Annotated in this window: 22 protein-coding genes, 1 pseudogene, 1 riboswitch and 1 other annotated feature; of the genes and pseudogenes, 6 read left to right on the top strand and 17 right to left on the bottom strand. The window is 35.1% G+C overall.

Going from position 1 to position 24,757, the window contains the following annotated elements; genetic code table 11:
* Window positions 1-268: 268 nt before the first annotated feature.
* A complete protein-coding gene (locus F0362_RS09065; protein WP_000107898.1) occupies window positions 269-1,903 on the top strand; it encodes a putative polysaccharide biosynthesis protein in 1,635 nt (544 codons plus the stop codon).
* A gap of 39 nt (window positions 1,904-1,942) precedes the next feature.
* Here the strand turns inward: F0362_RS09065 and F0362_RS09060 are convergent, their stop codons facing one another.
* From F0362_RS09060 to F0362_RS09035, 6 genes are all read right to left on the bottom strand, one after another.
* Window positions 1,943-2,767 (bottom strand): DUF4037 domain-containing protein, encoded by an 825-nt coding sequence (locus F0362_RS09060; RefSeq protein ID WP_000524270.1) that lies wholly within the window; start codon window positions 2,765-2,767, stop codon window positions 1,943-1,945.
* Window positions 2,768-2,860: 93 nt separating this feature from the next.
* Entirely contained in the window at window positions 2,861-3,373 is a 513-nt protein-coding gene (locus F0362_RS09055; RefSeq protein ID WP_000771309.1) for a GNAT family N-acetyltransferase, read from the bottom strand.
* A gap of 77 nt (window positions 3,374-3,450) precedes the next feature.
* A complete protein-coding gene (gene cysK / locus F0362_RS09050) occupies window positions 3,451-4,368 on the bottom strand; it encodes a cysteine synthase A (protein ID WP_000762271.1) in 918 nt (305 codons plus the stop codon).
* A 10-nt stretch (window positions 4,369-4,378) separates the two neighbouring features.
* Complete coding sequence (locus F0362_RS09045) at window positions 4,379-5,590, bottom strand: MFS transporter (protein WP_001149404.1); 1,212 nt, start codon at window positions 5,588-5,590, stop codon at window positions 4,379-4,381.
* 207 nt (window positions 5,591-5,797) lie between these two features.
* Window positions 5,798-7,057 (bottom strand): GTPase HflX, encoded by a 1,260-nt coding sequence (gene hflX / locus F0362_RS09040; protein ID WP_000391889.1) that lies wholly within the window; start codon window positions 7,055-7,057, stop codon window positions 5,798-5,800.
* Window positions 7,058-7,540: 483 nt separating this feature from the next.
* Window positions 7,541-8,095: a hypothetical protein gene (locus F0362_RS09035; RefSeq protein WP_000821918.1), complete on the bottom strand. Its 555-nt coding sequence runs from the start codon at window positions 8,093-8,095 to the stop codon at window positions 7,541-7,543.
* A 180-nt stretch (window positions 8,096-8,275) separates the two neighbouring features.
* Between F0362_RS09035 and F0362_RS09030 the strand changes: the two genes are divergently transcribed.
* Window positions 8,276-9,259, top strand: coding sequence for a ketoacyl-ACP synthase III (locus F0362_RS09030; protein ID WP_001086330.1), 984 nt, complete (start codon window positions 8,276-8,278; stop codon window positions 9,257-9,259).
* A gap of 46 nt (window positions 9,260-9,305) precedes the next feature.
* Here the strand turns inward: F0362_RS09030 and F0362_RS09025 are convergent, their stop codons facing one another.
* The 4 genes from F0362_RS09025 to F0362_RS09010 form a co-directional block, all read right to left on the bottom strand.
* Window positions 9,306-10,580: an MFS transporter gene (locus F0362_RS09025; protein WP_000965835.1), complete on the bottom strand. Its 1,275-nt coding sequence runs from the start codon at window positions 10,578-10,580 to the stop codon at window positions 9,306-9,308.
* A gap of 207 nt (window positions 10,581-10,787) precedes the next feature.
* Window positions 10,788-12,536 carry an MFS transporter gene (locus F0362_RS09020; RefSeq protein WP_016090972.1) on the bottom strand — a complete coding sequence of 583 codons (1,749 nt, stop codon included), beginning with the start codon at window positions 12,534-12,536 and terminating at the stop codon, window positions 10,788-10,790.
* Window positions 12,537-12,571: 35 nt separating this feature from the next.
* The gene (locus tag F0362_RS09015; protein ID WP_000678343.1) at window positions 12,572-13,111 is read right to left on the bottom strand and encodes a PadR family transcriptional regulator; all 540 of its coding nucleotides are present in this window, start codon (window positions 13,109-13,111) and stop codon (window positions 12,572-12,574) included.
* 176 nt (window positions 13,112-13,287) lie between these two features.
* Window positions 13,288-14,100 (bottom strand): polyphosphate kinase 2 family protein, encoded by an 813-nt coding sequence (locus tag F0362_RS09010; RefSeq protein WP_016090971.1) that lies wholly within the window; start codon window positions 14,098-14,100, stop codon window positions 13,288-13,290.
* Window positions 14,101-14,384: 284 nt separating this feature from the next.
* Here F0362_RS09010 and F0362_RS09000 point away from each other — a divergent pair, with 284 nt between their 5' ends.
* Window positions 14,385-14,849, top strand: coding sequence for a hypothetical protein (locus F0362_RS09000; RefSeq protein ID WP_000823176.1), 465 nt, complete (start codon window positions 14,385-14,387; stop codon window positions 14,847-14,849).
* A gap of 53 nt (window positions 14,850-14,902) precedes the next feature.
* On the opposite strand, the pseudogene F0362_RS30860 reads toward F0362_RS09000, so the two are convergent.
* Together F0362_RS30860 and F0362_RS08990 are read right to left on the bottom strand one after the other, a co-directional pair.
* A pseudogene (locus F0362_RS30860) lies at window positions 14,903-15,148 on the bottom strand (hypothetical protein).
* A 34-nt stretch (window positions 15,149-15,182) separates the two neighbouring features.
* Window positions 15,183-16,445: an MFS transporter gene (locus tag F0362_RS08990; RefSeq protein WP_001161182.1), complete on the bottom strand. Its 1,263-nt coding sequence runs from the start codon at window positions 16,443-16,445 to the stop codon at window positions 15,183-15,185.
* 139 nt (window positions 16,446-16,584) lie between these two features.
* On the opposite strand from F0362_RS08990, the gene F0362_RS08985 reads away from it, so the two are divergent.
* Window positions 16,585-17,070: an 8-oxo-dGTP diphosphatase gene (locus tag F0362_RS08985; RefSeq protein ID WP_001139831.1), complete on the top strand. Its 486-nt coding sequence runs from the start codon at window positions 16,585-16,587 to the stop codon at window positions 17,068-17,070.
* Window positions 17,071-17,098: 28 nt separating this feature from the next.
* On the opposite strand, the gene F0362_RS08980 is transcribed toward F0362_RS08985, so the two are convergent.
* The 3 genes from F0362_RS08980 to F0362_RS08970 are packed head-to-tail and all read right to left on the bottom strand — an operon-like array spanning window position 17,099 to window position 20,254.
* A complete protein-coding gene (locus F0362_RS08980; protein ID WP_000789377.1) occupies window positions 17,099-18,724 on the bottom strand; it encodes a YndJ family protein in 1,626 nt (541 codons plus the stop codon).
* A 5-nt stretch (window positions 18,725-18,729) separates the two neighbouring features.
* Entirely contained in the window at window positions 18,730-19,341 is a 612-nt protein-coding gene (locus F0362_RS08975; protein ID WP_000002649.1) for a DUF4166 domain-containing protein, read from the bottom strand.
* On the bottom strand, window positions 19,334-20,254 hold the full coding sequence (locus tag F0362_RS08970) for a DoxX-like family protein (RefSeq protein ID WP_000824131.1): 921 nt from the start codon (window positions 20,252-20,254) through the stop codon (window positions 19,334-19,336). The genes F0362_RS08975 and F0362_RS08970 overlap by 8 nt, the downstream gene beginning before the upstream one ends.
* A gap of 192 nt (window positions 20,255-20,446) precedes the next feature.
* Window positions 20,447-20,633, top strand: a riboswitch (Lysine riboswitch).
* Between the two features lie 201 nt (window positions 20,634-20,834).
* Here F0362_RS08970 and F0362_RS08960 point away from each other — a divergent pair.
* A complete protein-coding gene (locus F0362_RS08960; RefSeq protein WP_000448019.1) occupies window positions 20,835-22,064 on the top strand; it encodes an aspartate kinase in 1,230 nt (409 codons plus the stop codon).
* Window positions 22,065-22,254: 190 nt separating this feature from the next.
* Here the strand turns inward: F0362_RS08960 and F0362_RS08955 are convergent, their stop codons facing one another.
* Together F0362_RS08955 and asnA are read right to left on the bottom strand one after the other, a co-directional pair.
* Window positions 22,255-22,704, bottom strand: a complete 450-nt coding sequence (locus F0362_RS08955; protein ID WP_000021945.1) for a helix-turn-helix domain-containing protein — start codon at window positions 22,702-22,704, stop codon at window positions 22,255-22,257.
* A gap of 149 nt (window positions 22,705-22,853) precedes the next feature.
* Window positions 22,854-23,837, bottom strand: a complete 984-nt coding sequence (gene asnA / locus F0362_RS08950) for an aspartate--ammonia ligase (RefSeq protein WP_000284901.1) — start codon at window positions 23,835-23,837, stop codon at window positions 22,854-22,856.
* A gap of 70 nt (window positions 23,838-23,907) precedes the next feature.
* Window positions 23,908-24,165: a binding site (T-box leader), on the bottom strand.
* 406 nt (window positions 24,166-24,571) lie between these two features.
* Between asnA and F0362_RS08945 the strand changes: the two genes are divergently transcribed.
* The gene (locus tag F0362_RS08945) at window positions 24,572-24,706 is read left to right on the top strand and encodes a DUF3934 domain-containing protein (RefSeq protein WP_000047591.1); all 135 of its coding nucleotides are present in this window, start codon (window positions 24,572-24,574) and stop codon (window positions 24,704-24,706) included.
* Window positions 24,707-24,757: the final 51 nt, after the last annotated feature.

The following is a 24,757-nucleotide window of genomic DNA, read 5'->3' as shown; positions in this document are numbered from 1 at the left end:
TGAAATATGACTTTTGTATGAATAGTATTTGAACTTATATGGTTTATACTGTATTAACTTCTCTAACAGGTTTATAGTAGTATACGGTAAAGTGAAACTTTAATCAGCGGAGGATGCCCCACTGATTAAAGTTTCACCAATTTTGCGTTTACTCGTAGTAGCAGGGCTTCCACTTAACTTCTTTCTCCAGCCTCATTTTGAGGTAGGAGTCTTACTGCCCTCAAAGAGCGAGATACATGCAAGGCAACATGAGTAGGAGGAACAAATTTTGTCTACTTCAAAAGTTTTAAAAGGTACTGCTTTACTAAGCGGTGCAACAATGATTTCACGTATTTTAGGTTTTATATACTTCTTCCCTTTTCAATTATTAGTTGGAACACAAGGGGTCGCTTTATACGGATATGCATATACTTGGTATGGTATTTTATTAAGCTTTTCAACTGCCGGTATTCCTATTGCCGTCTCCAAATTTGTTGCAAAACATAATGCACTCGGTGATTATAGTACAAGTAAAAAATTGTATAGCTCGAGCATAAAATTAATGCTATTTATGGGCTTTTTAGGATTTTTAATTTTATTTATTGGAGCGCCTTACATATCACAATTTATTATTCGCTCTAAAACGCCAAATCCACAATTTATCGCTGACGTAACACTTACAATGCGGGCATTAAGTTTCGCACTTATTATCGTACCGGCTATGAGTGTTACACGCGGCTATTTCCAAGGTTTTCAACATATGAAACCAAGTGCTGTTTCTCAAGTCGTAGAACAAATCGCACGCGTTGTTTTCATTTTAGTTGGTAGCTTCATCGTTTCCAAAATATTAGGAGGTTCCGTAGCCTCTTCTGTTGCTGTTGCTACATTCGGTGCTGTTATCGGGGCACTTGCCAGCGTCTCTATTTTAATGCTGTACTGGAAAAAGTATAACGGATTAAAGCCTCCTGAAGGTGAATTAAAGTCAAGGGCATCCGATATTCCATTACGAAATATTTATATGGAATTACTTCGATATGCAATCCCAATTGTATTTGTGGGTATTGCAATTCCACTCTATACGTTAGTAGATCAATATACCGTAGCTGATGTCCTTAGAGCGATGGGAGAGCCTTTAGAAACCGCGAATGCAGTTTTCGCTTATATAACGAACTATGCACAAAAGTTAATTATGATTCCGGCTTCACTTGCAACTGGATTCTCATTAACAATTATTCCGGCTATAACGAAATCATTTACAAGCGGAAAACTAGAAGAATTACAAGAACAAATTTCAAAGATATTCCAAGTATTGTTATTCTTCACTATCCCAGCTGCATTTGGTCTTGCTAGCATTGCTTACGATGCATTTCGAATGATTTATGTAGATCCTAAAATTGCACTTGATGGATCACAATATTTAATTTCATTTGCACCTTCTGCTATATTAGGTGCGATTTTCACAGTTTCTGCAGCTATATTACAAGGCATTGATTATCAAAGAAAAACAATGATTGCATTCTCAATCGGTATTCTTGTGAAGATTGTAGTAAACATACCACTTTTACACTTATTCGGTGGACACGGTGCTGTACTTGGAACAATTCTCGGATACCTCGTTTCGAATATTATTATGTTGTATTGCATCATTAAGTTTGCGAAATTTAAAATTGGTGAAACGGTGAAAACAGTATTTCTTATTACGATATACTCCGCAGCAATGTCTGCTGTTGTAATTGCATTAAAAGCAATTATAAGCTGGATTATTCCTGGCCAATCTTATATCGAATCACTGCTCATTGTATTTATATGTGGTGCGGCAGGAGGGCTTGTTTACCTTTTATTCGTATTAACGAGTGGACTCGCTTCACATATTCTTGGTAATCGTATTCAACGTTTACCTGTACTAGGAAAATTAGTAAAATAAAAAAACAAAAGATGTAACTCGTTGTTACATCTTTTGTTTTTACTTTGCATATTGAATGCGTTTTTGTTGCTCCGCAATATTTAATTCTGGAGTATATTGTTTTACTAAATGTAATACCTCTCCCATTAACAATTCTAACTCTTTCACACTATTCTCTGGATGTCCTATTAAAATATTCGCCATACGCTCATATAAATTTTCAGGCTTAATCCCCATTCGTTCCACATTATATGGCATCCATTTAAATGCAGGATGATGCACGTACATGCGGTTCAGACCAAATAAGACTCCAAATATATTTCTTTGAACTTCACAAATAACATCATATAGCATAAGCCAATCTTTTCGTTTTAAAAGAGCCTCTCGATTATGCCAACGATTGCTTAACCAAAGGTTTTCTGCAATCATTTTTTGCGCCAATTCTTCTGGATACGCTTCAACTCTATCTTTTAGAGTATGTACTTTCACTTCTCCATACAAACTCACACCATCATGAATGGATGATACAATACATTGTTTCTCATAATTGATATCATACCGCTCTACAACTTCTGAAATAATTTTTTCTACGGTCACTGTTAAAAAATTACTAATCTCTAGTTTAATTCCTTCTTTCGTCAAATACGTCTCCGACCATTCTTCTTCCTCGTAAGGATAATATGATAAAATTTTTCCACCAATATGATTAATAGGCTCTTTACGATCCTCATCCTCTGGTGGTTCCGACCATAAAATATGTAATTCAATATCTGAATGTTCATCCTCTAATTTTCTAGCTACTGAACCTGCTAAAATAATAGCTTCGATTTTCGGGTTTTTTCTATAAATCTCCGACATTTCTATCGCTTTCTCTCTTAATCCCATTTCATTCCCCCCTAAAACTGCAGTACTCCCCTTACTCTTCATTTATCTATTTCGATATTGCATATTATATTACCTTTTCAAATTCACACTTAATCAAATTTCTACCCAATAACGCTGAACAACTTCACCAGTACGAGAAGAAACTACCTCATTTTCTAACACACCGCCAACCTTTTGAATCGTTTTAGCAGAACCGATATTGGATTTATCGCAAGTTATTAATACTTTCTGCAATCCTAATTTTTGCGCTTCAGTTAATGCAAGCTTTAGTTGTTTCGTAGCGTAACCGTGGCGACGTTTATTCGGATGGACACTATATCCAATATGACCGCTTTCCCGTAATAATTCTGGATTTAATCTATGTCTAATATTCACAAAACCTATAAGTTCCCCTTTTTCAAAACTTAAAAACTGACTAGATGGCACTCGATTCGCTTGTAAGTTTTCTCCTACTTCTTGTATACTCACTTTTTCAAACCATTCAGCTAGGGAATCAAAATTTTGTAAAGAGCTACTACCGTGTGGTTGTTCTCCTGCATGTAAAAAAGCCTCCCGATACTCTATAATTTGTTCACTATATTTATGCGTTGGTTTTAATAGTTTCATCGTGCTTTCCCCCTCTTAATCCCCTAAAACAAACCCCTTAATAGCTCTATTTCACCATTAAGGGGTTTCTATCATTTTTATTCAAATAACCCCATACTCAAATAACGTTCACCAGTATCAGGTGCAATACATAAAACTTTTTTACCAGCGCCTAGGCGCTTCGCTATCATAATTGCTGCGTACACAGAAGCTCCTGAAGACGGCCCTACTAATAAGCCTTCTTGTCTAGCTAAGTTTCTCATTGTCGTTAAAGCCTCTTCGTCTGCAATTTGAATAATTTCGTTATACACTTCTGTATTTAAGTTTTTCGGAATAAATCCTGGACTTGTTCCTACTAGTTTATGAGGACCTGGTACACCACCTGATAAAACGGGAGATCCTTTCGGTTCCACTACTGCAATATATAAGTTGGGTAATTTCTCTTTTAACGTTTCACCAGTCCCTGTAATCGTTCCGCCTGTTCCTGCCGTTGCAACAAAAGCATCAAGCTCTCCATCCATTTGTTCGTAAATTTCAAGTGCAGTCGTATAACGGTGAATATTCGGATTAGCTGGATTTTCAAATTGTTGCGGGATAAAACTATTCGGTATTTGTTTTTGCAGTTCTAACGCCTTCGCAATTGCTCCTGGCATTCTTTGTTCTGCTGGTGTTAAAACTACTTCTGCCCCGTATGCTTTCAATAAATTAATACGCTCTTTTGACATATTGTCTGGCATAATTAAAATCGCTTTATACCCTTTAGCAGCTGCGTTCATCGCTAAACCAATTCCTGTATTCCCACTTGTCGGTTCAATAATTGTATCCCCTGGTTTAATGAGACCATTTTCTTCTGCAACATGAAGTAAATTATAAGCAGCACGGTCTTTCACACTACGTGATGGGTTAAACATTTCTAGTTTCACATACACATCCGCTGCGTCTTCCGGAATAAATTTAGATAATCGGACGACAGGTGTATCTCCTATTAATTCTGTTACGTTTTCACATAATTTCATAGTACATCCCCTATTCTATCGTTTTCTTATCACTTGGTAATAACCATGAAGTAAGTCCAATTAACGGTAAACAACTACATAATATCATAATGAACTGAAGGCTATATATATCAGCTAACTTTCCTAGTACTACAGCACCTAGAGCACCAAGGCCGAACGCAAGACCTACAATTAGACCTGATACCATCCCTACTTTTCCCGGAACAAGCTCTTGCGCGTATACAACAATTACACTAAAACTACTTGAACTAATAAAACCGATACATAAAAATAAGGGTACGACCCACACAAGTGAGACATGTGGTAATAACAGTGCAAGTGGCGCTGAACCTAACATTGAAAATACGATGATGTTTTTCTTACCAAATCGATCTGCTAACGGTCCTCCGAAGAAAGTTCCTAACACACCAGCAATCATAAATGCGAATACGAAATACTGGGCATTTTTTATAGATAAATCATAATGCTCAATTAAGTAAAATTGATAGAAATTCCCGATACCGGCACCGTACCAAGAGCGCACAAAAGTAAGAAAAACAAGAAGTATAATAACGAATTTAATGTGTGTACTTACAATTGCATTTTCCGCCTCAAGTGCAGCTCTCTTCTTCCTTCTTACAGCGCCGGTTGCTAATTCATTTTTGTACCAATTCGATACGAAAATTAATAATATAATTCCTACTGCTGCAAATGCTGTAAAACCTAAAGAACCAATTTGACCAAGCGGAACGAAAATTAGCGCTGTAAAAATGGGAGCTAAGGAATTCCCCGTGTTTCCCCCAACTTGATAAATCGCTTGCGCTAACCCTCGTTTTGCACCTGCCGCCATATACGCAACACGAGCGCCTTCTGGATGAAAGACTGCAGAACCTAAGCCAATAAATAAAACAGAAATAATAACAATAATAAAGTTTGGTGCAAACGCGAGTCCAATCATTCCAAGCATACTCGAAAACATGCCGAGTGGTAATAAAAATGGTGACGGCTTCTTATCTGAATACATACCAAACACCGGTTGCATAATCGATGACGTCATATTTAACGCAAACGCAATCCACCCTACTTGCATATAGGATAAATTCATCGTTTTTTCCAAAATAGGAAACAACGCCGGCACAACTGCTTGCATCGAATCATTTAAAAAATGTCCGAAGCTAATCGCAAATAATATTCGGTATATTGTCGGTGTTTCTACAGTTTTTTTTTGTGAAACTGCCTGCATATGTGAATCTCCCCTTTCTGTACAAAATATTTATTAAAGTAGGTGTAATAAATTCTGACTTTTGAAACATTTCCATTCTATACTGCTTTCATTTCTTTTTCCAGAAATATAACTTAACTTCCGTCATTGGCTTGCATCCTTGTAACTTTCAGCGGTAAAACATTACAGAAAAAGGCAACCCAATCACATACTGGGTTGCCTCTCAAATTAAATCGCAAAACGCTTATACTTTTCGTAATCACTCGTCTTACATTCTAGTTCAATTTTTGTACCTTCGTTCTCATAACTCGTAGATAAAACGTGCGCATGATTGTTGAAATACGAAACTACCTGTCCTTGGTCATATGGAATTAACATTTCACACTTCGTATACTCTTTATAAATATACGAGCGAATCATTTCTACAAGCTCTTCAATTCCAACATGCTTCTTCGCAGATAAATACACGCGGTCTTCTTGTACTTTTGGAATTTCAACATCTATCATATCTGATTTGTTATATGCATATATCGTTGGAATATTTTCTACTCCAATTTTCTTTAACGTTTCATTTGTAATATCAATTAATTGTTCATAATTTGGATTTGCGTAATCTACAACGTGAATAAGTAAGTCTGCTTCTGCTACTTCTTCTAACGTTGAACGGAACGCTTTCACAAGATGATGTGGTAATTTACTTACAAATCCAACCGTATCCGTTAATAAAAATGATTTATTATCTGGTAAATCAATATTTCGTACAGATGTTTCTAATGTCGCGAATAACATATCTTTTTCAAATACTTGTTTTTCTTCCGTACCATTATAAATTTCCAGCATTGCATTCATCGTCGTTGATTTTCCTGCGTTCGTATAGCCTACTAATGCTACAACTGGTACTTCATTTTTCTTACGTTGCTTTCGCTGCGTTTGACGCTGAGCAACAAGCGCTTCTAAATCTTTATTTAAAACTGAAATTTGCTCTTCAATTTTACGACGATCTAACTCTAATTTCTTCTCACCGACACCTTTATTTTTCGTACCAACGCCGCCGCTCTGTCTTCCTAATGATTCACGAAGACCGATTAAACGAGGCATCATATACTGAAGATGCGCTACTTCTACTTGCAGCTGCGCTTCTTTCGTTTTCGCACGTTGCGCAAAAATATCTAAAATTAAAATGGTACGATCAATAACTTTACAGTCTAAATCTTCCTCTAAATTTCGAATTTGTGAAGGAGATAATTCGTCATTAAAGATTACCATATTCGCATCTACTTCATTTACATAGGCTGCTACTTCTTCAATCTTTCCTTTTCCAATATAATGTGATGGATTTACTCGTTGTAAATTTTGCGTCACTTGCCCGATTACCTCTACATCACAAGCTTCTGCAAGATTCGTTAACTCTTCCATAGAATATATAAAATCATCTTCATTTCCTAAATTCACTCCAACTAAAACTGCTCTTTGTAATAATTCTTCCATATATTTATTCCTCCATTTCGATTACGTAAAATAAAAAACACAGGTCGCTGCCTGTGTTTTCGTAAACGGATAAGGGTTCACCAAAGAAATAGAAGAAAGTTATACTTTCATCCTATCTCATAGTCAATAAGTCTCAAGATCATATACGAATCCACAACAAGTGTTCACCTATACGATCCCAATCTAATTTTAAAGGCAAAACAAAAAGAGGGCGTATTCGTCCCTCCCTCTTTTTCACATATAAGCTTAATAAAGGGTTCCTTTAAAATAGGCAGACCAATCCCGTTCACTCTGTACACAGACAGAGCCTTTGAGCGCTATTCAATTATCGGCACAAAGTATTGAGACGTAATCTGATTAAGATCAAAGGAAGCCCCTCCGTTCATTTTAAGTTATATAAAGTGTAGCATAAGTAATTCGCTTTCACAAGGTTAACCCCCCTATAGAAACAGAAAGAAAATCTTTATATTTTTACTTTAATCGTCATTTTTTGCGTGTTCTTCTCACAAAAAAACTAACAACAGCAATGATCAATAGCAGACCTATGGATATGATAGCAACTTGCCACCAACTGAAACCACTCACCATTCCACCTTTTAAATTCACTTTCTTCGTCGGAACAGACTCTTTTGCAATATGACTTAAAGCCGCTTTGTCCACCCCTGCCTCATCCAATCTCTTCGTTCCACTACAACTATGTGTGTGTAATTGTTTTTCTGATCCCCTTTGAGAAGAAAACACTAAGTACTCTCCTCCCTCTACAAAGTGAAACACACAATCACCACCATTTGTATATACGATAATTTGCGAAGAAGTTGTCCCTTTCCATATTTTCTTCACTTCAAATAATACTTCAATCCCAATCCCTTCTTTCCTTCCAATCTCAATTACTTTCCCCTCAAACACTACATCATTTTTTTGAAATGCATCTTCTGCTGTTACATTAATACAATCACAGGCATGAGATTTCTCTGGAAAAATAATAAGAATAAAGCTACAAATAATGACAACAGGCAACATGCGCAAAATTCTTTTCAAGGAGCCCCACTCCCTTCATTATCAATTTCAAAAGCTTCTCGTATATTATTTTTACGCTACTCGTCAAATTCCTCTAGAGTAAATTAAACGGTATCGTTTCCATACAATAAAAGTCTTTATTGACATTTTTATAACCTAATATTAGTATCAGGTTATAAAAATAAGTTAGGAGATGTCCCTATGAATTCTAAATCTCGTATTACCGCAATTGGTACTTATGTTCCAAATCAAATATTGTCTAATAACGATTTAGAAAAAATGGTCCATACGAATGATGAATGGATTGTGCAAAGAACAGGCATGAAAGAAAGAAGAATTGCTAACGAAGACGAATACTCCTCACACTTAGCCATTAAAGCAGTCGAAAATTTGTGTACAACATATAAGAAAAACTTAGAAGATATTGACTGTATCATCGTTGCTACAACTACTGCTGACTATGTTTTTCCTAGTGTCGCTTGCCAAATACAACAATACTTCAACATACCTCATACACTAGCTTTTGATTTAAATGCGACTTGCGCTGGTTTCACATACGGACTGCATGTCGGTAATAGCTTAATCACTTCTGGATCACATCAAAAAGTACTCGTCATAGCGACAGAGACATTATCTAAAGTTACTGATTACACCGATAGAACGACCTGTATTTTGTTCGGTGATGGCGCTGGAGCTATTTTATTAGAAAGAGATGAAAACAAACCAAGCTTTATTGCTGCTCACATGGGAACAAACGGTGACGGTGGTATTCATCTATACAGAACAAACTTATCTACTACTATGAATGGCACACCACTACAAACAAATGAAAAAATCGTTCAAAACGGAAGAGAAGTATATAAATGGGCTGTACGAACAGTACCATACGGCATAAAAGAACTATTACATACTGCAAATTTGCAAATAGATGATATAGACTGGTTCATACCACATAGTGCTAACTTAAGAATGATTGAATCTATTTGCGAAAAATCAAAAATATCTATTCAAAAAACATTAACGAGTGTGGAAGATATGGGGAATACATCTTCCGTCTCTATTCCACTCGCTTTAGATTTAGCTAGAAAAAAAGGAAGATTAAATAACGGAGATACACTTTTGCTATACGGATTTGGCGGTGGACTTACGCATTTAGGGCTTATTGTGGAGTGGGATTTAAGTTAAGTATTGAAAAAGAGGTTCTAATTAGTAACTAGAACCTCTTTCTCATTTAATTTCTCGCCCCTTTTCGAGACCATATCACAATAGGAATAAGCAATAATGCTAGCACTCCTCCCGCTAATGATAATGCGGCATAACTGGAATTCGCTACTATCATACCTGACATCGCTCCACCAGAAGCCCCAGCTAACGCAACAAATACATCTATTTTGCCTTGTGTTTTTGCACGTGTAGAAGGTATAGTTGCATCAACAATTTGAGCTGTGCCACTTATTAAACCGAGGTTCCAACCTAACCCAAGTAAAGACAGAGCAACAATTAATAATAGTAAAGAATCACTCGGCGCCATCGCAGCTATGACACCCGCCGCTAATAAAATTATTCCACCAGCTATACTCATCGTAGTTCGTCCGATTTTATCAATTAACATTCCTGTAACGAGAGACGGAAGATACATTGCACCTACATGAAAACCAATTACAAGCCCTACTGCACTTAAACCATGACCATGATGCCCCATATGAACTGGCGTCATCGTCATAATCGCAACCATCACTATTTGAGTAAGTATCATAACGATTGCTCCAACTGTAATACCTCGTTTGTTTTCTTTCACTTCTTCTGTTACTGGTTGCCCTTTATATGTATGTTCTCGTTTATATGTTTCTATTATGTTAGCAATAATTAATGGATCTGGACGAAGCATAATAAAAAGGACAAGACCCGCCAGTATAAATGCCGCTGCTGATAATATAAACGGACCTGCAAGGTTAGGAATTCCGATTGAATGGGCAAAATCTCCCATTACGCCTACTAAGTTCGGTCCTGCAACTGCACCGAAAGTCGTCATAACCATCGTAATACTAATAGCAGTTGCTCGTTGTCTCTTATCTGCTAAATCGGTACCAGCATAACGAGCTTGTAGATTCGTCGCTGTACCTGCACCATATATGAGTAAAGAAATAAGTAAAAGAATAATGCTATTTGTTAAAGCTGCCATTACAACACCAATTGCTCCAAATCCACCTACTATAAACCCTGTTGCAAGACCTATCCGGCGTCCATATCGTTGCGAAAGCTTCCCTACTATGAAGGCTGCTAATGCCGATCCCAATGTAAACATAGCAGTCGGTAATCCTGCAAATGCATCTGTTCCAAGCATTTGCTGCGCAAGAAGTGCTCCCACTGTAATACCAGCAGCTAGTCCTGCACCGCCAAACATTTGTGAAATGCTGACGATTATTAACGTTCGTTTGTATAATTTTTGTTGCTCTTCTTCTGTGTACACATGATTATCTATTAAAGCCCCTGCCTTATATAGCAATTCCCCATCCTCCTTTTAAAGTTAAGCCCTCTTGTTAATGTACTATGTTTAACGTTGCATATTCAATGGCAATTTCCATTCGTTCCTTTCATTCTAAAAAACTTTCTAATCATACTCGACTTATCCCATGCTACATTAAAAATACTGCTATTCACAATATACAAGGAGAAAACAATGAAAAAACAGGCTGCTATAGCCTGTTTTTCTTTACGCTTCTTCCACTAATCTTCCCCTTCTCTTTTTACTCAAAGCTTTCCCTTCCCAAAACAACAAACTTACGAAAGCACAAATTAAAATAATTGGCACACTTGCTGTATATAAATCTGTAAAACTCATAGCCATCTGATTCTTGGCATAATGATTCACATCATTCGAAAATGTGAGTACCTCTTTCTTTATACTTTCTTCTTGTTTTTCAACTTCTTCTGTCACTTGCCTCATAACTTCTTCTCTTTTTACATCTCTATATTCTACTGGAACTTCTCTTAATATTTCATCCGTCTTGTCGCGAATCAATTCTTCCTTTTTCTCTTTACTTAATCCCATTATCATTGCATTTTGTTTCTTATTTATATTTGACTCTAAACTTTGATTCTGTATTTTTTCTTTAGTCATTTGTAAAATTTCAGTTTGCTCAGCACTATTCACATGAATATTACGCACCTTTTCTTCTGCATAACGATATACATTTTCTTTATTTACAGTTAAATTGTGAGTTAAGTTAGAGACAAATATTGCGACCGCCAATACAATTCCAACTTGTCGTAACATTGATACAACACTTTGAGAAGCAGTTAATAATTCTCCTTCAAAGGAAGACGCACTTAAAACTGTAATTGGCCCCACTACTAAACCATATCCAACACCTAATATCATACACGGAATAATAATTTCTATATTTGTTGAATCAACATCAATCATTTGCAACCAATAGTAGGAAAGCCCCATAACAAGAAATCCTGACAAAATAATAGTTACTTTTCCGAGTTTTTTAATTAAAGTTGCTGCAACTGGTGAGACAAAAAATATCATTGCTGAAATAGGTGTCACTAAAAAAGCCGCTTCAATTTCCGTTCTACCTTGTAGTTTCGTCAAGAACGTTGGAAGCAATACAGTAACTCCAATTAAAAATAAATTACTTAATATAACAACGATAGACGCTCCGACAAACATTCGATCTTGAAATAACTTTAAATTCACCATTGGGTTATGAATCTTTCGTTCTACTAAAACAAATAGAATAAGAGAAATAGTGCTAATTGCATAACAAGACAAAGCAATATTACTTTGCCATCCCCATGTATTACCTTTTACTAATATGAGAGTAAATGAAAAAATTGCTGTGCTACTTAATAGTAGTCCTATCCAATCTATTTTTGAGATAATACGTTCTTCATTTTTTATTTGTAGCATGATGCAACATAACACGATTCCTATTATACAAACCGGAACATTAACGAAGAACACCCATCTCCATCCTAAATTTTGCGTAATAATTCCACCTATTACTGGTCCCATAGCAGCTGATAATCCTTGTGTAACTCCTAAAATCGCAAGTGCAACATGTCTCTTTGCTAATGGCATAGCTGATACACCTATTACCATACTCGTTGGAAATAAAATTGCTGCCCCAATACTTTGTATTAAACGAGAAAAAATGAGAAAATCGCCTGTATTAGCAAAAGCGCAAAGTACTGATCCACCACCAAAAATCACCAGACCAAGAATATACATCTTTGCTTTCCCAAAAATATCAGCTATCCGTCCTAGCGGAATGGCGAGTACTGCAATCGTCATTGTATAGACATTTAATACCCAAGACATCTTTTCTAATGAAGTATTTACACTCGATTGTATGGCCGGTAAAGCTATATTCATAATTGTCGTATCAATCATACAAAGAAAAATACCTAGACACATTAAAAAGACAATCTTAATACCCTTTGATTGCTCCATGTTTATCTACCCCTTTATTTATTATGAACTTTTTTTCATTCTTCTGTTTTATTATTTCCCTTTGCCTCTAACTGTTCTAATTTTCTCTTTAACGTCTCCACTTGCGCACTATACGAAGCAATACCTACATCGAGCGAAATTTCTTCAACGAAAGTAATACCTACTCTCCACTTTTCATATTTCAATCGAAGATCCGCAATATATGCTTCTTTTCGTTTAATTTCGTCTTCAATCCATTTTTTTATCGCCTTATCATCGCTATAATTTCCGAAATACATCCTCATTAAAAAATCTGAACGCAACACATCTTTCTCTACGTCCGTTTGCATGTATTGATAAAACTCTTCACGTCCTTCATCTGTAATAAAGTACATTTTCTTGTTCGGTTTTCCTTCTTGCATTACAACTTCTTTTTTTATTTTCCCCTCATTCTCTAGTTGTCGTAACGTTGGATAAATCATTCCAAAACTCCCATCAAAAAAATGCGTAAATACATCTTCGAACACAATTTTAATATCATAACCAGACATTTCTTTTCCCATTAATAAACCTAAAACAACATCTCTTCCCTTCAAACTAAAACCCCCATACAGTATATAATCAATAATCATATTAACATTGTTAATATTATTATTGATTATATACCTTTTTTTGTTAATTGTAAAATGTTTCTAAATGAAAAACCATCCTATAATTTGATTTCTCAAATTTCCAGGATGGCTCTTCCTATATCTCACATTCAAACTTTAGGCTATTTTACAACTACATCTTGATTATTTTCAAAGTCCTCTGCCTTACCTTCTTTCATTTCATAATAATAAGAAGGTAATTCTATACCATGCTCTAAGAAATAATCCTCAATTAATGAAATAATCACTTTCAATGTTTTCAAACGTGCGTATAATTTATCATTACTCGCGATAATTTGCCATTTAGCATTTGGCTTATTTGTTTTTTCAAACATTTCTTCCATTACTTCAACATACTCGTCCCATTTTTCACGATTACGCCAATCTTCATCTGTAATTTTCCATCTCTTCAAAGGATTATTCTCCCTATCTTTAAACCTCTTTAACTGTTCATCTTTGCTAATATGATAGAAGAACTTCCCTATTATGTAATGGTCATCTGTTAATAGTTTTTCAAAATCATTAATCTCATCATATGCTCTCATCCACTCTTCCTTTGTAGCAAATCCTTCCACACGCTCAACTAACACACGACCGTACCATGAGCGATCAAAAATAGTAATTTGCCCATACTGAGGAAGTTTCCGCCAGAAACGTTGCAAATAATGGTAACGTTTTTCATGAGGTGCAGGTGCTCCAATTGGAGTTACTTGAAAACCACGTGGATCAAGATGCTCCGTCACTCTTTTAATCGCTCCACCTTTACCTGCCGCATCCCAACCTTCCATAACGAGCATAACCGCGATTTTTTCTTCTTTTAAAATTTGCTGTAATGCTAATAAGCGCCTTTGATATTTTTCGAGTTTCTTATTGTACTTAGATTTTGATTCAATTTTTTTCGTTAAATCTACTTTAGCAAGATGCCCATTTCCCATAAAACAAATCCCCCTTGTTGTATGATAATATTATTTTAACATATTTTTGGTAAATTTTTCATATTACAAAAAACTGTGCAGGAGAATCTCTACACAGTTTTTCACTCTAACTTTACATCTACCTCGATATTCCCTTTTCTATTGCTCACAGCTTTCATGATGTGTATTAGCATATGGATCAAATGTAATAATTCTTAACAATCACCCTTACATTAAATGGTATATCCTCTTATAAAGAGAAGATAATAACAAATAAATCCGTTACAGAATGGGAGTTCTCAAAAATGAAACGAAAAATATTCTCTCTCTTTGTGCTTATTTGTGTAGTACTACCAATGCAAGCTAGCGCTTACACATTTCAATCGCTACCAATTGTGTTAAAGTCTAAACAATGGTATATCGAAATTGATAAATCTCATAACTCAAACGAACAAATAATCCGGTCAAAACAAGGTGTATATGATACGTATAGTTTACTCGTAAAAAATATCGGTACTGATGTTTCAAATGTATCTGTAGAAATACTTGATAACACGCCTACATCTAAAGCTACCTTTACACCTACTACATCTGATGAAAACATTTCAAAAAGTCATACAAGCTTTGACTACATGGTATTTCCATTAGATTTTAATAGCCATAATTTTAAAGTCGTTATTACTTGGGAAGAAAAGAATTTCTCTTACAATGGTCATCCGGTAAATGAGGGTAAAAAAATGAAACAAACATTTGTATTTAATGAAGACTAAGCCTTATTTTAAGTATGGCTTAGTCTTTTTTTTATGAAATCCGATTGGATTGCTTATGTCACTTCTTTTGCAATTGCCATTTTCGTTGCTTTCTTGCAAATACATGTTTCCCATATATGTACAGAAGACTCTTCATTAGAAAGATGCTTCAATAATATGAACCGTTCATACTCTATTTTATTATCAACAGGAGTCACAATATATACAGTAAAATTCTTCGTATTAAATACCTGTTATTTTACAACATATTCGCCTTGTAGTTCCGATTCTAAAAATTCGTTGAAGCAATCTACAACCATATAAGATAACTCCTTTCATTATTCATCCAAATTTTTAATCAAACTTACGAATACTTGGGACAGATAGCGCTATTACAATTGTAAAGATTACGAATAATGCTAGCATTAATATAGTTACCTCTCCGCCTATTACATTCGCTAACCAACCAACAACTACATATCCTAATGGCAATAAAGCAAAAGAACCTAACATATCAAGGCTTGCTACTCTTCCGAAAGCTTCTTCCGGTACGAGCTCTTGTAAACTCGTTTCCCAAATGAGTCCAAATATCATCATACCGAATCCTTCAATTGCCATTAAGAATATTAAAGCAGGCGCCCAAGAAATAAAAGGCATAACTAATAGAGCGAAGCCGCTAATTAAAACACCTCCATAGGCCAGTAACCCTCTCTTGTGCCACCGCTCTTTCCCACCAAATATTAATGCGGCAATTACAGCACCGCCACCAGAAGATGCCATTCCCAGTCCGTAAACGTAAGCTTCAAAATGATGATGAATATTAAATAACCATGGAATTAATACGACGATAATGCCGGCATAACAAATATTTACGAAAGAAAAAACGAAGATTGTAATCCAAAGCCACGGATGACTTTTTAAAACTAAAACACCCTCCATAAACTCCTTTTTATAATCGACCTTACTCTTTTCAATCGATTTTATTTTTTTAAACTTAATTTCTTTTAAAAATAATAAACATAAAAATGATAATAAGTACGTTGCTGCATCTAATCCAAATCCTATCCCAGCAGATGCAACTGAAACGATTAATCCACCAAGTGCTGGTCCAATTAACCGTATGCCTTGATTACTCATTTGCGTTAATGCATTAGCTGCATTGCGAATTTCAGGTACGAATACTTTCGCCCTCACAGCAGAATATGCTGGCTGAAATATCCCTTCCATAAGTCCATATACGGCAACGAGGACATATAACAGCCTAATCGTTAACAAATCCGTAAATATAAGTGATGCAAGTAATAGCATTACTATACAGCGGATTATATCCGTAAATAACATTAATTTTACTCGATCAATTCGATCTACAACTAACCCTGCAAACGGTAAAGCAAGAATATTAGGTAGCATATACATTGCCATAGTCATCCCCATTACAACTGTTGAACCAGTTAGTGAGTAAACAACGACTGGCAAAATAACCATTGTTATAGAACTCCCTAAAGTTGAAAGCAATTGTCCAATCCACAAAAACTTAAAATGCCGTGATACTTTGACTGGCAACAGTAATTTTCCGACATATCCTAAACCTTTTTTGGTTTGTATTTCTCCCTGCATTTTCCTCACCTCTTTTCACTTAACTATAAACTCTATAATAAACATCTGAAAAATATTAATATTCTATTTTAAATTATAATATGAAACTACTATATTTATGGTAAAATTATCAAAAAAATACAAAGGAGAAAATATGGTCATGCCTTCCAATTCACCTAACATCGAGCACCAGATCTATACAATGTGTATGATCCAGCGTAACAATGAAATTTTACTTTTAAAACGTCCCAATCATCGAGGCTTTCCTGGCTATATAGCTCCTGGCGGAAAAGTAGATTTTCCAGAAAGTATCGTCCAAGCTGCTATACGAGAAGTAAAAGAAGAAACTGGACTACACGTTTCTAATTTAACTTTTAAAGGGGTAGACGAATATGTAAATCCTAAGGGGCATGTTCGATATATGGTATTCAACTATTGGACCGACTCATTTGAAGGCGAGCTTCTTATTAATCCTCCTGAGGGTGAATTAGTATGGGTGCCAATCGATACAGCACTCAATCTTCCTATGCAAGATTGGTTTAAAGAAAGATTCCCTTTATTTTTTGAAAAAGGTACGTTTGAAATTCAACGTGTTTGGGACCGAGACTTAGATAAACAAGTCGCTATGACAATTACCCATACGTAAAAAAGCTTGGAATCCTTCCAAGCTTTTCTTACTTCACCTCTATTTTCTTAATCTCATAATCAATTTCTAAAAACTTAACTCCGAATATCCACATTTTATGGTGAGCAGTTAGCATGTGACCCTTTCCCTCTTTAATGATAAAAATCTCTGTTAACGGTAAACGGATTGTAAAGAAACCAGTATGTAAATAAATCCCCTCATCTCCCTTACTATTTTCTCTCAACTTACTAGTAATGATTAAATCATTGCTATCATTACATACTTTTAAAATACCTGTCATATTCGAATAAGGTAAAGGCAATGCAATATTCATATATGTCTCGTTCTTATGCGTATGTTTTGAATACAGAGCCAAAAAAATAGACTCTCCTGCTTCATTTTCCCTTAGCCAAGCCCTTACATTCTCTCTCCCATCTTTCTCATCATTTACACCTATGATAGAACCATACATTGTTTCCCACTTATCGCCCATCCCTAAATGTATTTGTCCTACTCGTTTACTCATTTTCGTATAACAAAATGCAAATGGACGGAACCAACGAGCCCATTTAATATTCGATTGTAACTCATACGCTGCTGTATTTTCATAAAAACGAATTATACTTAAAGGAACCTTCGTCACGTCAAATGACTCACTATGAAAATCATTTATTTTATCAACTAAACCGTTGTATTCCTTACTATCTACTAAATTTCCATTCTGTAAAAATGTCCCACCAATTCTCACGCTTCCTCTTAATCTACTCATTGGTTTCCCATAGTACTTATAATTTGGAGCACTCTTTTCAATCATCCAACCTACAAATGCTGGTAATGCTACTCCAATACCATTTACCACACCGTGAATCCAAACCATTTGAGCAATTGTAATCGTCAGTACTTGTTTTAAATTTCCGTATGAATATATGAGTGAGAACATAATTGTAACCATGAGCGTACTAGACGAAATGATTAAGAGAACCTTTGCACGAATAGCATTAAATTTCGCTTTCCAAACGTAAATACCATATCCATAAATAGCACATAAATATATCACAACTGCAAAAAATTCAAATATCCTCAAATATGTAATTCCTATTGCAACTGTCATAGGTGAAATCATGATGATAAACATAATAGCATCATACACTTTACTTCTCTTTTCTCTTTTTCTCCCTATTAAACCAGCTGATAATGGCAATAAAAACGCCGAATAATGAAAATGTGCAGCTGTGAGTAAAACAATGTCAGAGCTAAAATGCATAATTGAAAGTTTTGCTACTGAAGCAAAAAACCAAAAACCACCTAAAAACAAATAAATAAACGCACTATCTATGACGGTCTCCTCTAACGGCTTCCATCCTCTTTCTAGCAATCTACTTACACCAAATAACGCAACAATTCCTGTATATACAAACCAAACTAGCGCAAATAAATAGTGATTTGTGACGAAAGCTAGCATTGCGCAAATTGCTGCGATTGGATATAAAAACGATACGAATTTATAAAATAATAAATACGATCCATTTCTTGTTCTTTTATCAATAATACAAAAAGACATCGGTATAAATAATAAAACAGATAATAATATAATTGCTTCAACAGGATTTATATTCGACCACTCACATATTAGAAAAACAACATAACAAGCAAGCCCAAATATTATATTTTTCATATCGTTTATTCCCTTTCTACAAATGTTCCCTTGTATGAAAAAAGCGAACCAATTAACGGGTTTCGTACTTGTACATGAATTCGAAAACACTTAAGTGTTTCATCATAACTTTCAACAATTTTTGCCTCACCATACAAAAATTTTGGTAACGGCATTTTTCTTCCAAACATATAAAACCATTGTTCCTTTGAAGAAATATGCATTGCCCCTAACTCATCGATATGAAAATGCAGTGTAGAAACGAGTAAATGTGGTTCGCCAAAATAATCTACAATTTCATTTTCGTTTTCATCCAATTGCATAACTGCGTTAAAATATCTTTTCTTATTATGAAAATAAAAAGTACGGTTCCACCTTACTAATTCTTGTCCATATTCATCTCGCTCAGCTATGTTTTGTATCGTAAATGGAATTTCCTCTCCTCGTTCCGAGAAAAACATTCGAAACTTCGATGCAATTTTCAATATAAATTTTACGAAAAAAGAGCCACCGTAAATTTCATCCATCTTTCCTTCCCCTGTAAAACTATTCTCTTCTGTAATCGCATAACGCTTCTGCAATTCAGGATGAAGATTTTTATAGGTATCCCCTAATAATCGTTCATACATATTAGCCATACACTTGTCCCTTTCTCGCCCTCTTGCAATTTTTCGCGCTTGGTAAATCGAAACTATTTATATAACCGACAATTGATAACCCCATTAGAAGAACATTTAATGTAATCGGATTAAACGGCCCTGTAAAGCTTGCGATATTCGTAAATCCTGCCGCTAACGTTAAAACTAGTAATACAATAATATGCAGTATAAATAATTTTCGTTTTATTATTGGCAACAGCCATACGACACCGAAAATTATTTCTAACACCCCAATTATTTTAAGTATACATACACTACTTTCATTTGAACCGATTAATAAAGAAAGCATCTTTACTTCCTCTGAATGAGTAAACAGTAGTTTTGGCACTATCCCTTGATATATCCATACAAAAGCAAATAAAAAACAAACGAGCCAATACGTCATCGTTCTTCTAATTAGCAAACTAGGATGCAAACCTTTTTCCAACCATAATTTGAGAGCATCAAAACTCCAAGCAGTCGCCCAACCTAATAATGGACGAAACATATATGAATCAATCACATTTCCTATACGACCATATCTCGTATCATAATCATATTGCGTTTCAAAATGAATACACTCTTTATGCGGTGTATACTTCCAATAACCACGCCCTATTCGTATAAGTGATAATGTATTGTCTGTCCAAAATTTCAAAGAAGAAATCCGTTCACCAGTTTCTTTTCTTATTTCACCTATCGATTCCCCTTCTCCGCCTATTTCAAGCCCAAATCCTATCTTTGTTTTATATAAAAACTTCTGTGGTTCTCCCTCTTTTTTCTCTAAATACGAAATTTCAGTAAAACGAGCATCCCATTCTGTATGTAGGTCTGGTTCTTGCGTATATTCCCATAATTTCTCTATTGTCGTTTTCATTTCTGTTGCAACATAAATAGGCCTTTTTCTTTTCATACTCCGACCTCCTACACTCTATATTTTTAATGTACATGTAATATATGTATTTTGCTACATTTTTCACAAACTTTATCTCTAAAAAGAAAGAATTTTGAAAATACATATAAAACACTTGATTCCCTGAATAATTTAAATTATTATAAAACAAATGTTACCAACAACTTCATAAATCAAACACTCTCGCCTAAAACGTGAGATAGAGGTTGCAATACTTATGAGTATTCTAATGGAGACACAGAGATGTCTATGAAATTGGATGAAAGGAAGTGTTGCCGAAATTGATAAATTTCTCTGCATTTATCAATTGGGGCTGTTTTCGAATAGAAACAGAACTGTCATATGTACAGACATGTACGTATGAAGAGCTATCTACAAAAAAGAGATATCATTTTCATGGTATTCCTTTTTTGGCGGTTTTTTTATTAGCTCCGTTTTCTGTTTCCCTTTTCCTGTAACAGCACCATCCTCACTTATTTGAGATGGTGTTTTTTGTTTTTCTCTCTGGTAACTACAGGAATATTGGGATTTATATATGTCCTAATCTATTCTTAAAAATGGACGAAAGAAGGAATTCGTAATGGAAACGATTGTACAAAAATTTGGTGGTACTTCTGTCGGAAGTGTTGAGCGCATTCAACATGTGGCAAATTTAATTATTGAAGAATATGAACGAGGACATAGTATCGTCTCTGTCGTTTCAGCAATGGGGAAAAGCACAGATGAACTTGTAGCACTTGCTAACGCTATTGCGGAAAATCCGAGTAAACGTGAAATGGATATGCTTCTATCTACAGGAGAACAAGTAACTATTTCATTATTAACAATGGTACTACAAGCAAAAGGTTATAACGCAATTTCATTAACAGGATGGCAAGCTGGTATTACGACAGAATCTGTACACAGTAGTGCACGGATTACTGACATTAACGTTGAGCGTATTCAGTCTTATCTTACTGAAGGCACGATTGTTATCGTAGCTGGTTTCCAAGGAATCAGTGAAAAAAATGAAATTACAACGCTTGGACGTGGTGGCTCTGATACGACAGCTGTTGCATTAGCAGCGGCACTAAAAGCGAAAAAATGTGATATTTATACGGATGTAACAGGCGTATACACGACGGATCCACGAGTTGTAAAGACAGCTTACAAATTAGATGAAATTTCTTATGATGAAATGTTAGAACTGGCAAACCTCGGCGCCGGCGTATTACATCCACGTGCTGTTGAATTTGCCAAAAATCATCATGTCGTTTTAGAAGTTCGCTCAAGTATGGAACAAGAAAACGGAACAATTGTAAAAGGAGAATGTAACATGGAACAACAATCAATCGTTAAAGGTATTGCTTTTGAAGATAATATTACACGTGTCACAGTGAAAGGATTGGAACAAGGTTCACTTTCAATAATTTTCTCTACGTTAGCTAACGCACATATTAATGTAGATATTATTATTCAAAGTATTACAAATGAAGGAACTGTTCATCTTTCCTTCTCTATCCATTCTAATGACTTACAAGAAACACTAGAAGTATTGGAACAGAACCAAGAAGATCTTCACTATGAGTCTGTAGAACATGAAAATCATTTAGCAAAAGTATCAATTGTAGGATCTGGTATGGTATCTAATCCAGGTGTTGCTGCGAATATGTTCACTACTTTAAAAGAAGAAGATATTCATATTAAAATGGTAAGTACATCTGAAATTAAAGTGTCTGTCGTTATTGACCGCCTTCATTTAGTAACAGGTGTGGAAGCACTTCATCAATCATTTATGGCGAAAATTGAGCCTTTAGTGCAAATGAGCTAATTTAATATTTTTATTGCAACTTACAAAAACATATTAATCTATTTCTTTCCTATATAAATAAAAAGCTGTTTGCATAGATTTCAAGACTCTACGCAAACAGCTTTTTAATATATTATCGATATCCAAAAATCATTATAAAACAATGAAATTATTCTTTAAACTCTTTCCTAGGAAATATAGTTGACTCTTCTTACTTCTTATCACACATATCGTTTCTCTCTTTCCCTTGAAAAAATGATCTATATTCATTGAAAATAATTTTCTTCACATCCGAGTAAAAGACCATCATGAATAGTGCAATTCCTAATACAACCACCTGTATTTTTTCATACTCAATGAACGCACTCATAATGAGCAAACCACATCCAATATAAAAACCAAACTCATTCTCTTTCTCAAAATCCGCCTCTTCTTCATCAATATGTATTTTCTCTTTAAAGCTTTGATTCCCTTTTATTAACTCATCTAGCGTAACGTTGTACATTTCGCTCAGTAAAATTAAATTATCAATGTCAGGGTAACTTTTATCATTTTCCCACTTATAAACCGCTTGCCTCGTCACACCAATTTTTTTAGCAACATCCTCTTGCGAAAACTCCTTTGATTCTCTTAGTTTTTTTAGCTGTTCTCCTATACTCATAACGTCCCCTCCTTTAGCAAATTATTACATAAAGGGAGATAAAAAAGAAAGAAACTATTAGTAACACGCACTGTAAACCACTAGTTTACACAATAAAAAAAGGGAGAGTAACTCTATTTTCAAGCTACTCTCCCTCTCACTTATATTAATTAAAACAGATGAATGTTTTCTTTCTTACAAGCTTCACGTAAATCGTCAGGCCATACAGAAGATTGAACTTCACCGATATGTGCTTTGCGTAAAAAGTACATGCACATTCTTGATTGTCCAATACCACCACCAATTGTTAATGGTAGTACATCTTCTAAAATACCTTTATGGAAATCATACTCACGTTTGAAATCATCACCCGTTTTTGTTAACTGTTCATCAAGTGATTTACTATCAACACGAATTCCCATTGATGATAATTCGAATGAAGCTTGTAATACTGGGTGCCAGAATAAAATGTCACCGTTTAATTTCCAATCATCATAATCGGCTGCGCGTCCGTCATGCTTTTCACCTGAACGAAGTGCATCACCAATTCCGATAATGAAGACTGCACCGTGTTCTTTTGCAATTGCATGTTCACGGTCTTTCGGCGTTAATTCTGGATATTTATCTTCTAGCTCTTGGGAAGTAATGAAAACAACTTCTTCTGGTAAATACTTTCCAAGGAACGGATATTTTTCAAATAAGTGATCTTCCAAATCTTTGAATATTCCATAAATTGTCCGTACTGTTTCTTGTAAGTAATCTACAGTGCGCCATTCTTTTTGAACGATTTTTTCCCAATCCCATTGGTCGACGTAAATGGAATGTGTTGCATCAAGTTCTTCATCACGACGAATCGCGTTCATGTTTGTATATAAACCTTCACCAGCTTCATATCCATATTCATGTAGTGCAAATCGTTTCCACTTTGCTAGTGAATGAACAATTTCTAATTCTTCTCCTGAATGTAACATATCAAATTCAATTGGACGTTCTACACCGTTTAGATGATCGTTTAATCCTGATTTTTTTGTTACGAATAATGGTGCAGATACGCGGAATAGTTCAAGACGTTTTGCTAATTGGTCTTCGAAAAATGTTTTAACTTCCTTAATTGCGATTTGAGTCTCTCTTACTGTCATTAATGATTGATACATGGTGGTTTCCCCCTAAAATGTTTGGATGTTGTGAAAAGAAGCCAACAAAAAAAGCCCTTCTTCCCCAAAAAACTGGGACGAAAGGCTTTGGTTCCGCGGTACCACCCAAATTAGCAACAGAGGTTGCTCACTTATACAGTACGGAGATGAAGATCTCGATACTGTTCTTCTTGTAACGGCGAAGTGCCCGGCTAAGTCTACTTTCCTATAAAGGGTTTCGGTTAGCAACTCCAGGAGGTTCTTCATAATAGGCTTCGTATCAGGCTCACACCACCCCTGACTCGCTTAGACTACGTCCTACTACTACTCGTCCTTTCATAGTCGTTTTGTTGTCACATCTCTGAAACATTTTATTAATGATTATTCTATACAAAAAATAAAGAAAGTCAACAAAAAGTTTTAAAATATTTTTCAATTCTATATTTTACGGCTTTATTGATTGTTGTTAATTTAACATCTTTACTTCTTCTGCCTCGTCAATCCAAAAAATGTTTCACTAACCGAAACTAACGTATACACAACAATTAGTGTAATCGTTCGAAATATAGAATCCGCAGTATTTCTTATTATTTTCATTTTCTTTGTAATTCCTTTCAGTTTACTTGCAATTTCATGATATACTATAGCATTCAAGCAGTTTGTTTTTACTTAAAGCAAACATAGTCATTTATCAAGAGTATTTTCTAATTCATTGACTATTATCAAACAAGATTTTTATATAACGGAGTGATCATATGAGCAAAACGAAAGCGAAACCGAAAAAAGGTGTAGGACAAGGTACAGGAAGTAAAGGATGGAACCGTTGGCAATCAAGTGCAAAGAAAAAGAAAGCAGCAAAGCCATATAAAAGTAAAGGCACAAAGAAGTAATTTAAATACCATTTGATTTCTTTACTTTGTTCAAAACAAAATATAATTATT

Source organism: Bacillus sp. BS98 (assembly GCF_008432245.1).
Taxonomy (GTDB): Bacteria; Bacillota; Bacilli; order Bacillales; family Bacillaceae_G; genus Bacillus_A; species Bacillus_A toyonensis.
Note: the sequence above shows the minus strand (reverse complement) of the source record. Positions and strands in the feature narration are given on the sequence as shown.

What these genes read in the sequence shown, in the direction of transcription:
- F0362_RS09060 (WP_000524270.1), bottom strand. Translation starts at nt 2,767, where the DNA reads ATGGGATTAAGAGAGAAAGCGATAGAAATGTCGGAGATTTATAGAAAA.
- F0362_RS09055 (WP_000771309.1), bottom strand. Translation starts at nt 3,373, where the DNA reads ATGAAACTATTAAAACCAACGCATAAATATAGTGAACAAATTATAGAG.
- cysK (WP_000762271.1), bottom strand. Translation starts at nt 4,368, where the DNA reads ATGAAATTATGTGAAAACGTAACAGAATTAATAGGAGATACACCTGTC.
- F0362_RS09045 (WP_001149404.1), bottom strand. Translation starts at nt 5,590, where the DNA reads ATGCAGGCAGTTTCACAAAAAAAAACTGTAGAAACACCGACAATATAC.
- hflX (WP_000391889.1), bottom strand. Translation starts at nt 7,057, where the DNA reads ATGGAAGAATTATTACAAAGAGCAGTTTTAGTTGGAGTGAATTTAGGA.
- F0362_RS09030 (WP_001086330.1), top strand. Translation starts at nt 8,276, where the DNA reads ATGAATTCTAAATCTCGTATTACCGCAATTGGTACTTATGTTCCAAAT.
- F0362_RS09020 (WP_016090972.1), bottom strand. Translation starts at nt 12,536, where the DNA reads ATGGAGCAATCAAAGGGTATTAAGATTGTCTTTTTAATGTGTCTAGGT.
- F0362_RS09010 (WP_016090971.1), bottom strand. Translation starts at nt 14,100, where the DNA reads ATGGGAAATGGGCATCTTGCTAAAGTAGATTTAACGAAAAAAATTGAA.
- F0362_RS09000 (WP_000823176.1), top strand. Translation starts at nt 14,385, where the DNA reads ATGAAACGAAAAATATTCTCTCTCTTTGTGCTTATTTGTGTAGTACTA.
- F0362_RS08990 (WP_001161182.1), bottom strand. Translation starts at nt 16,445, where the DNA reads ATGCAGGGAGAAATACAAACCAAAAAAGGTTTAGGATATGTCGGAAAA.
- F0362_RS08985 (WP_001139831.1), top strand. Translation starts at nt 16,585, where the DNA reads ATGCCTTCCAATTCACCTAACATCGAGCACCAGATCTATACAATGTGT.
- F0362_RS08980 (WP_000789377.1), bottom strand. Translation starts at nt 18,724, where the DNA reads ATGAAAAATATAATATTTGGGCTTGCTTGTTATGTTGTTTTTCTAATA.
- F0362_RS08975 (WP_000002649.1), bottom strand. Translation starts at nt 19,341, where the DNA reads ATGGCTAATATGTATGAACGATTATTAGGGGATACCTATAAAAATCTT.
- F0362_RS08970 (WP_000824131.1), bottom strand. Translation starts at nt 20,254, where the DNA reads ATGAAAAGAAAAAGGCCTATTTATGTTGCAACAGAAATGAAAACGACA.
- F0362_RS08960 (WP_000448019.1), top strand. Translation starts at nt 20,835, where the DNA reads ATGGAAACGATTGTACAAAAATTTGGTGGTACTTCTGTCGGAAGTGTT.
- F0362_RS08955 (WP_000021945.1), bottom strand. Translation starts at nt 22,704, where the DNA reads ATGAGTATAGGAGAACAGCTAAAAAAACTAAGAGAATCAAAGGAGTTT.
- asnA (WP_000284901.1), bottom strand. Translation starts at nt 23,837, where the DNA reads ATGTATCAATCATTAATGACAGTAAGAGAGACTCAAATCGCAATTAAG.
- F0362_RS08945 (WP_000047591.1), top strand. Translation starts at nt 24,572, where the DNA reads ATGAGCAAAACGAAAGCGAAACCGAAAAAAGGTGTAGGACAAGGTACA.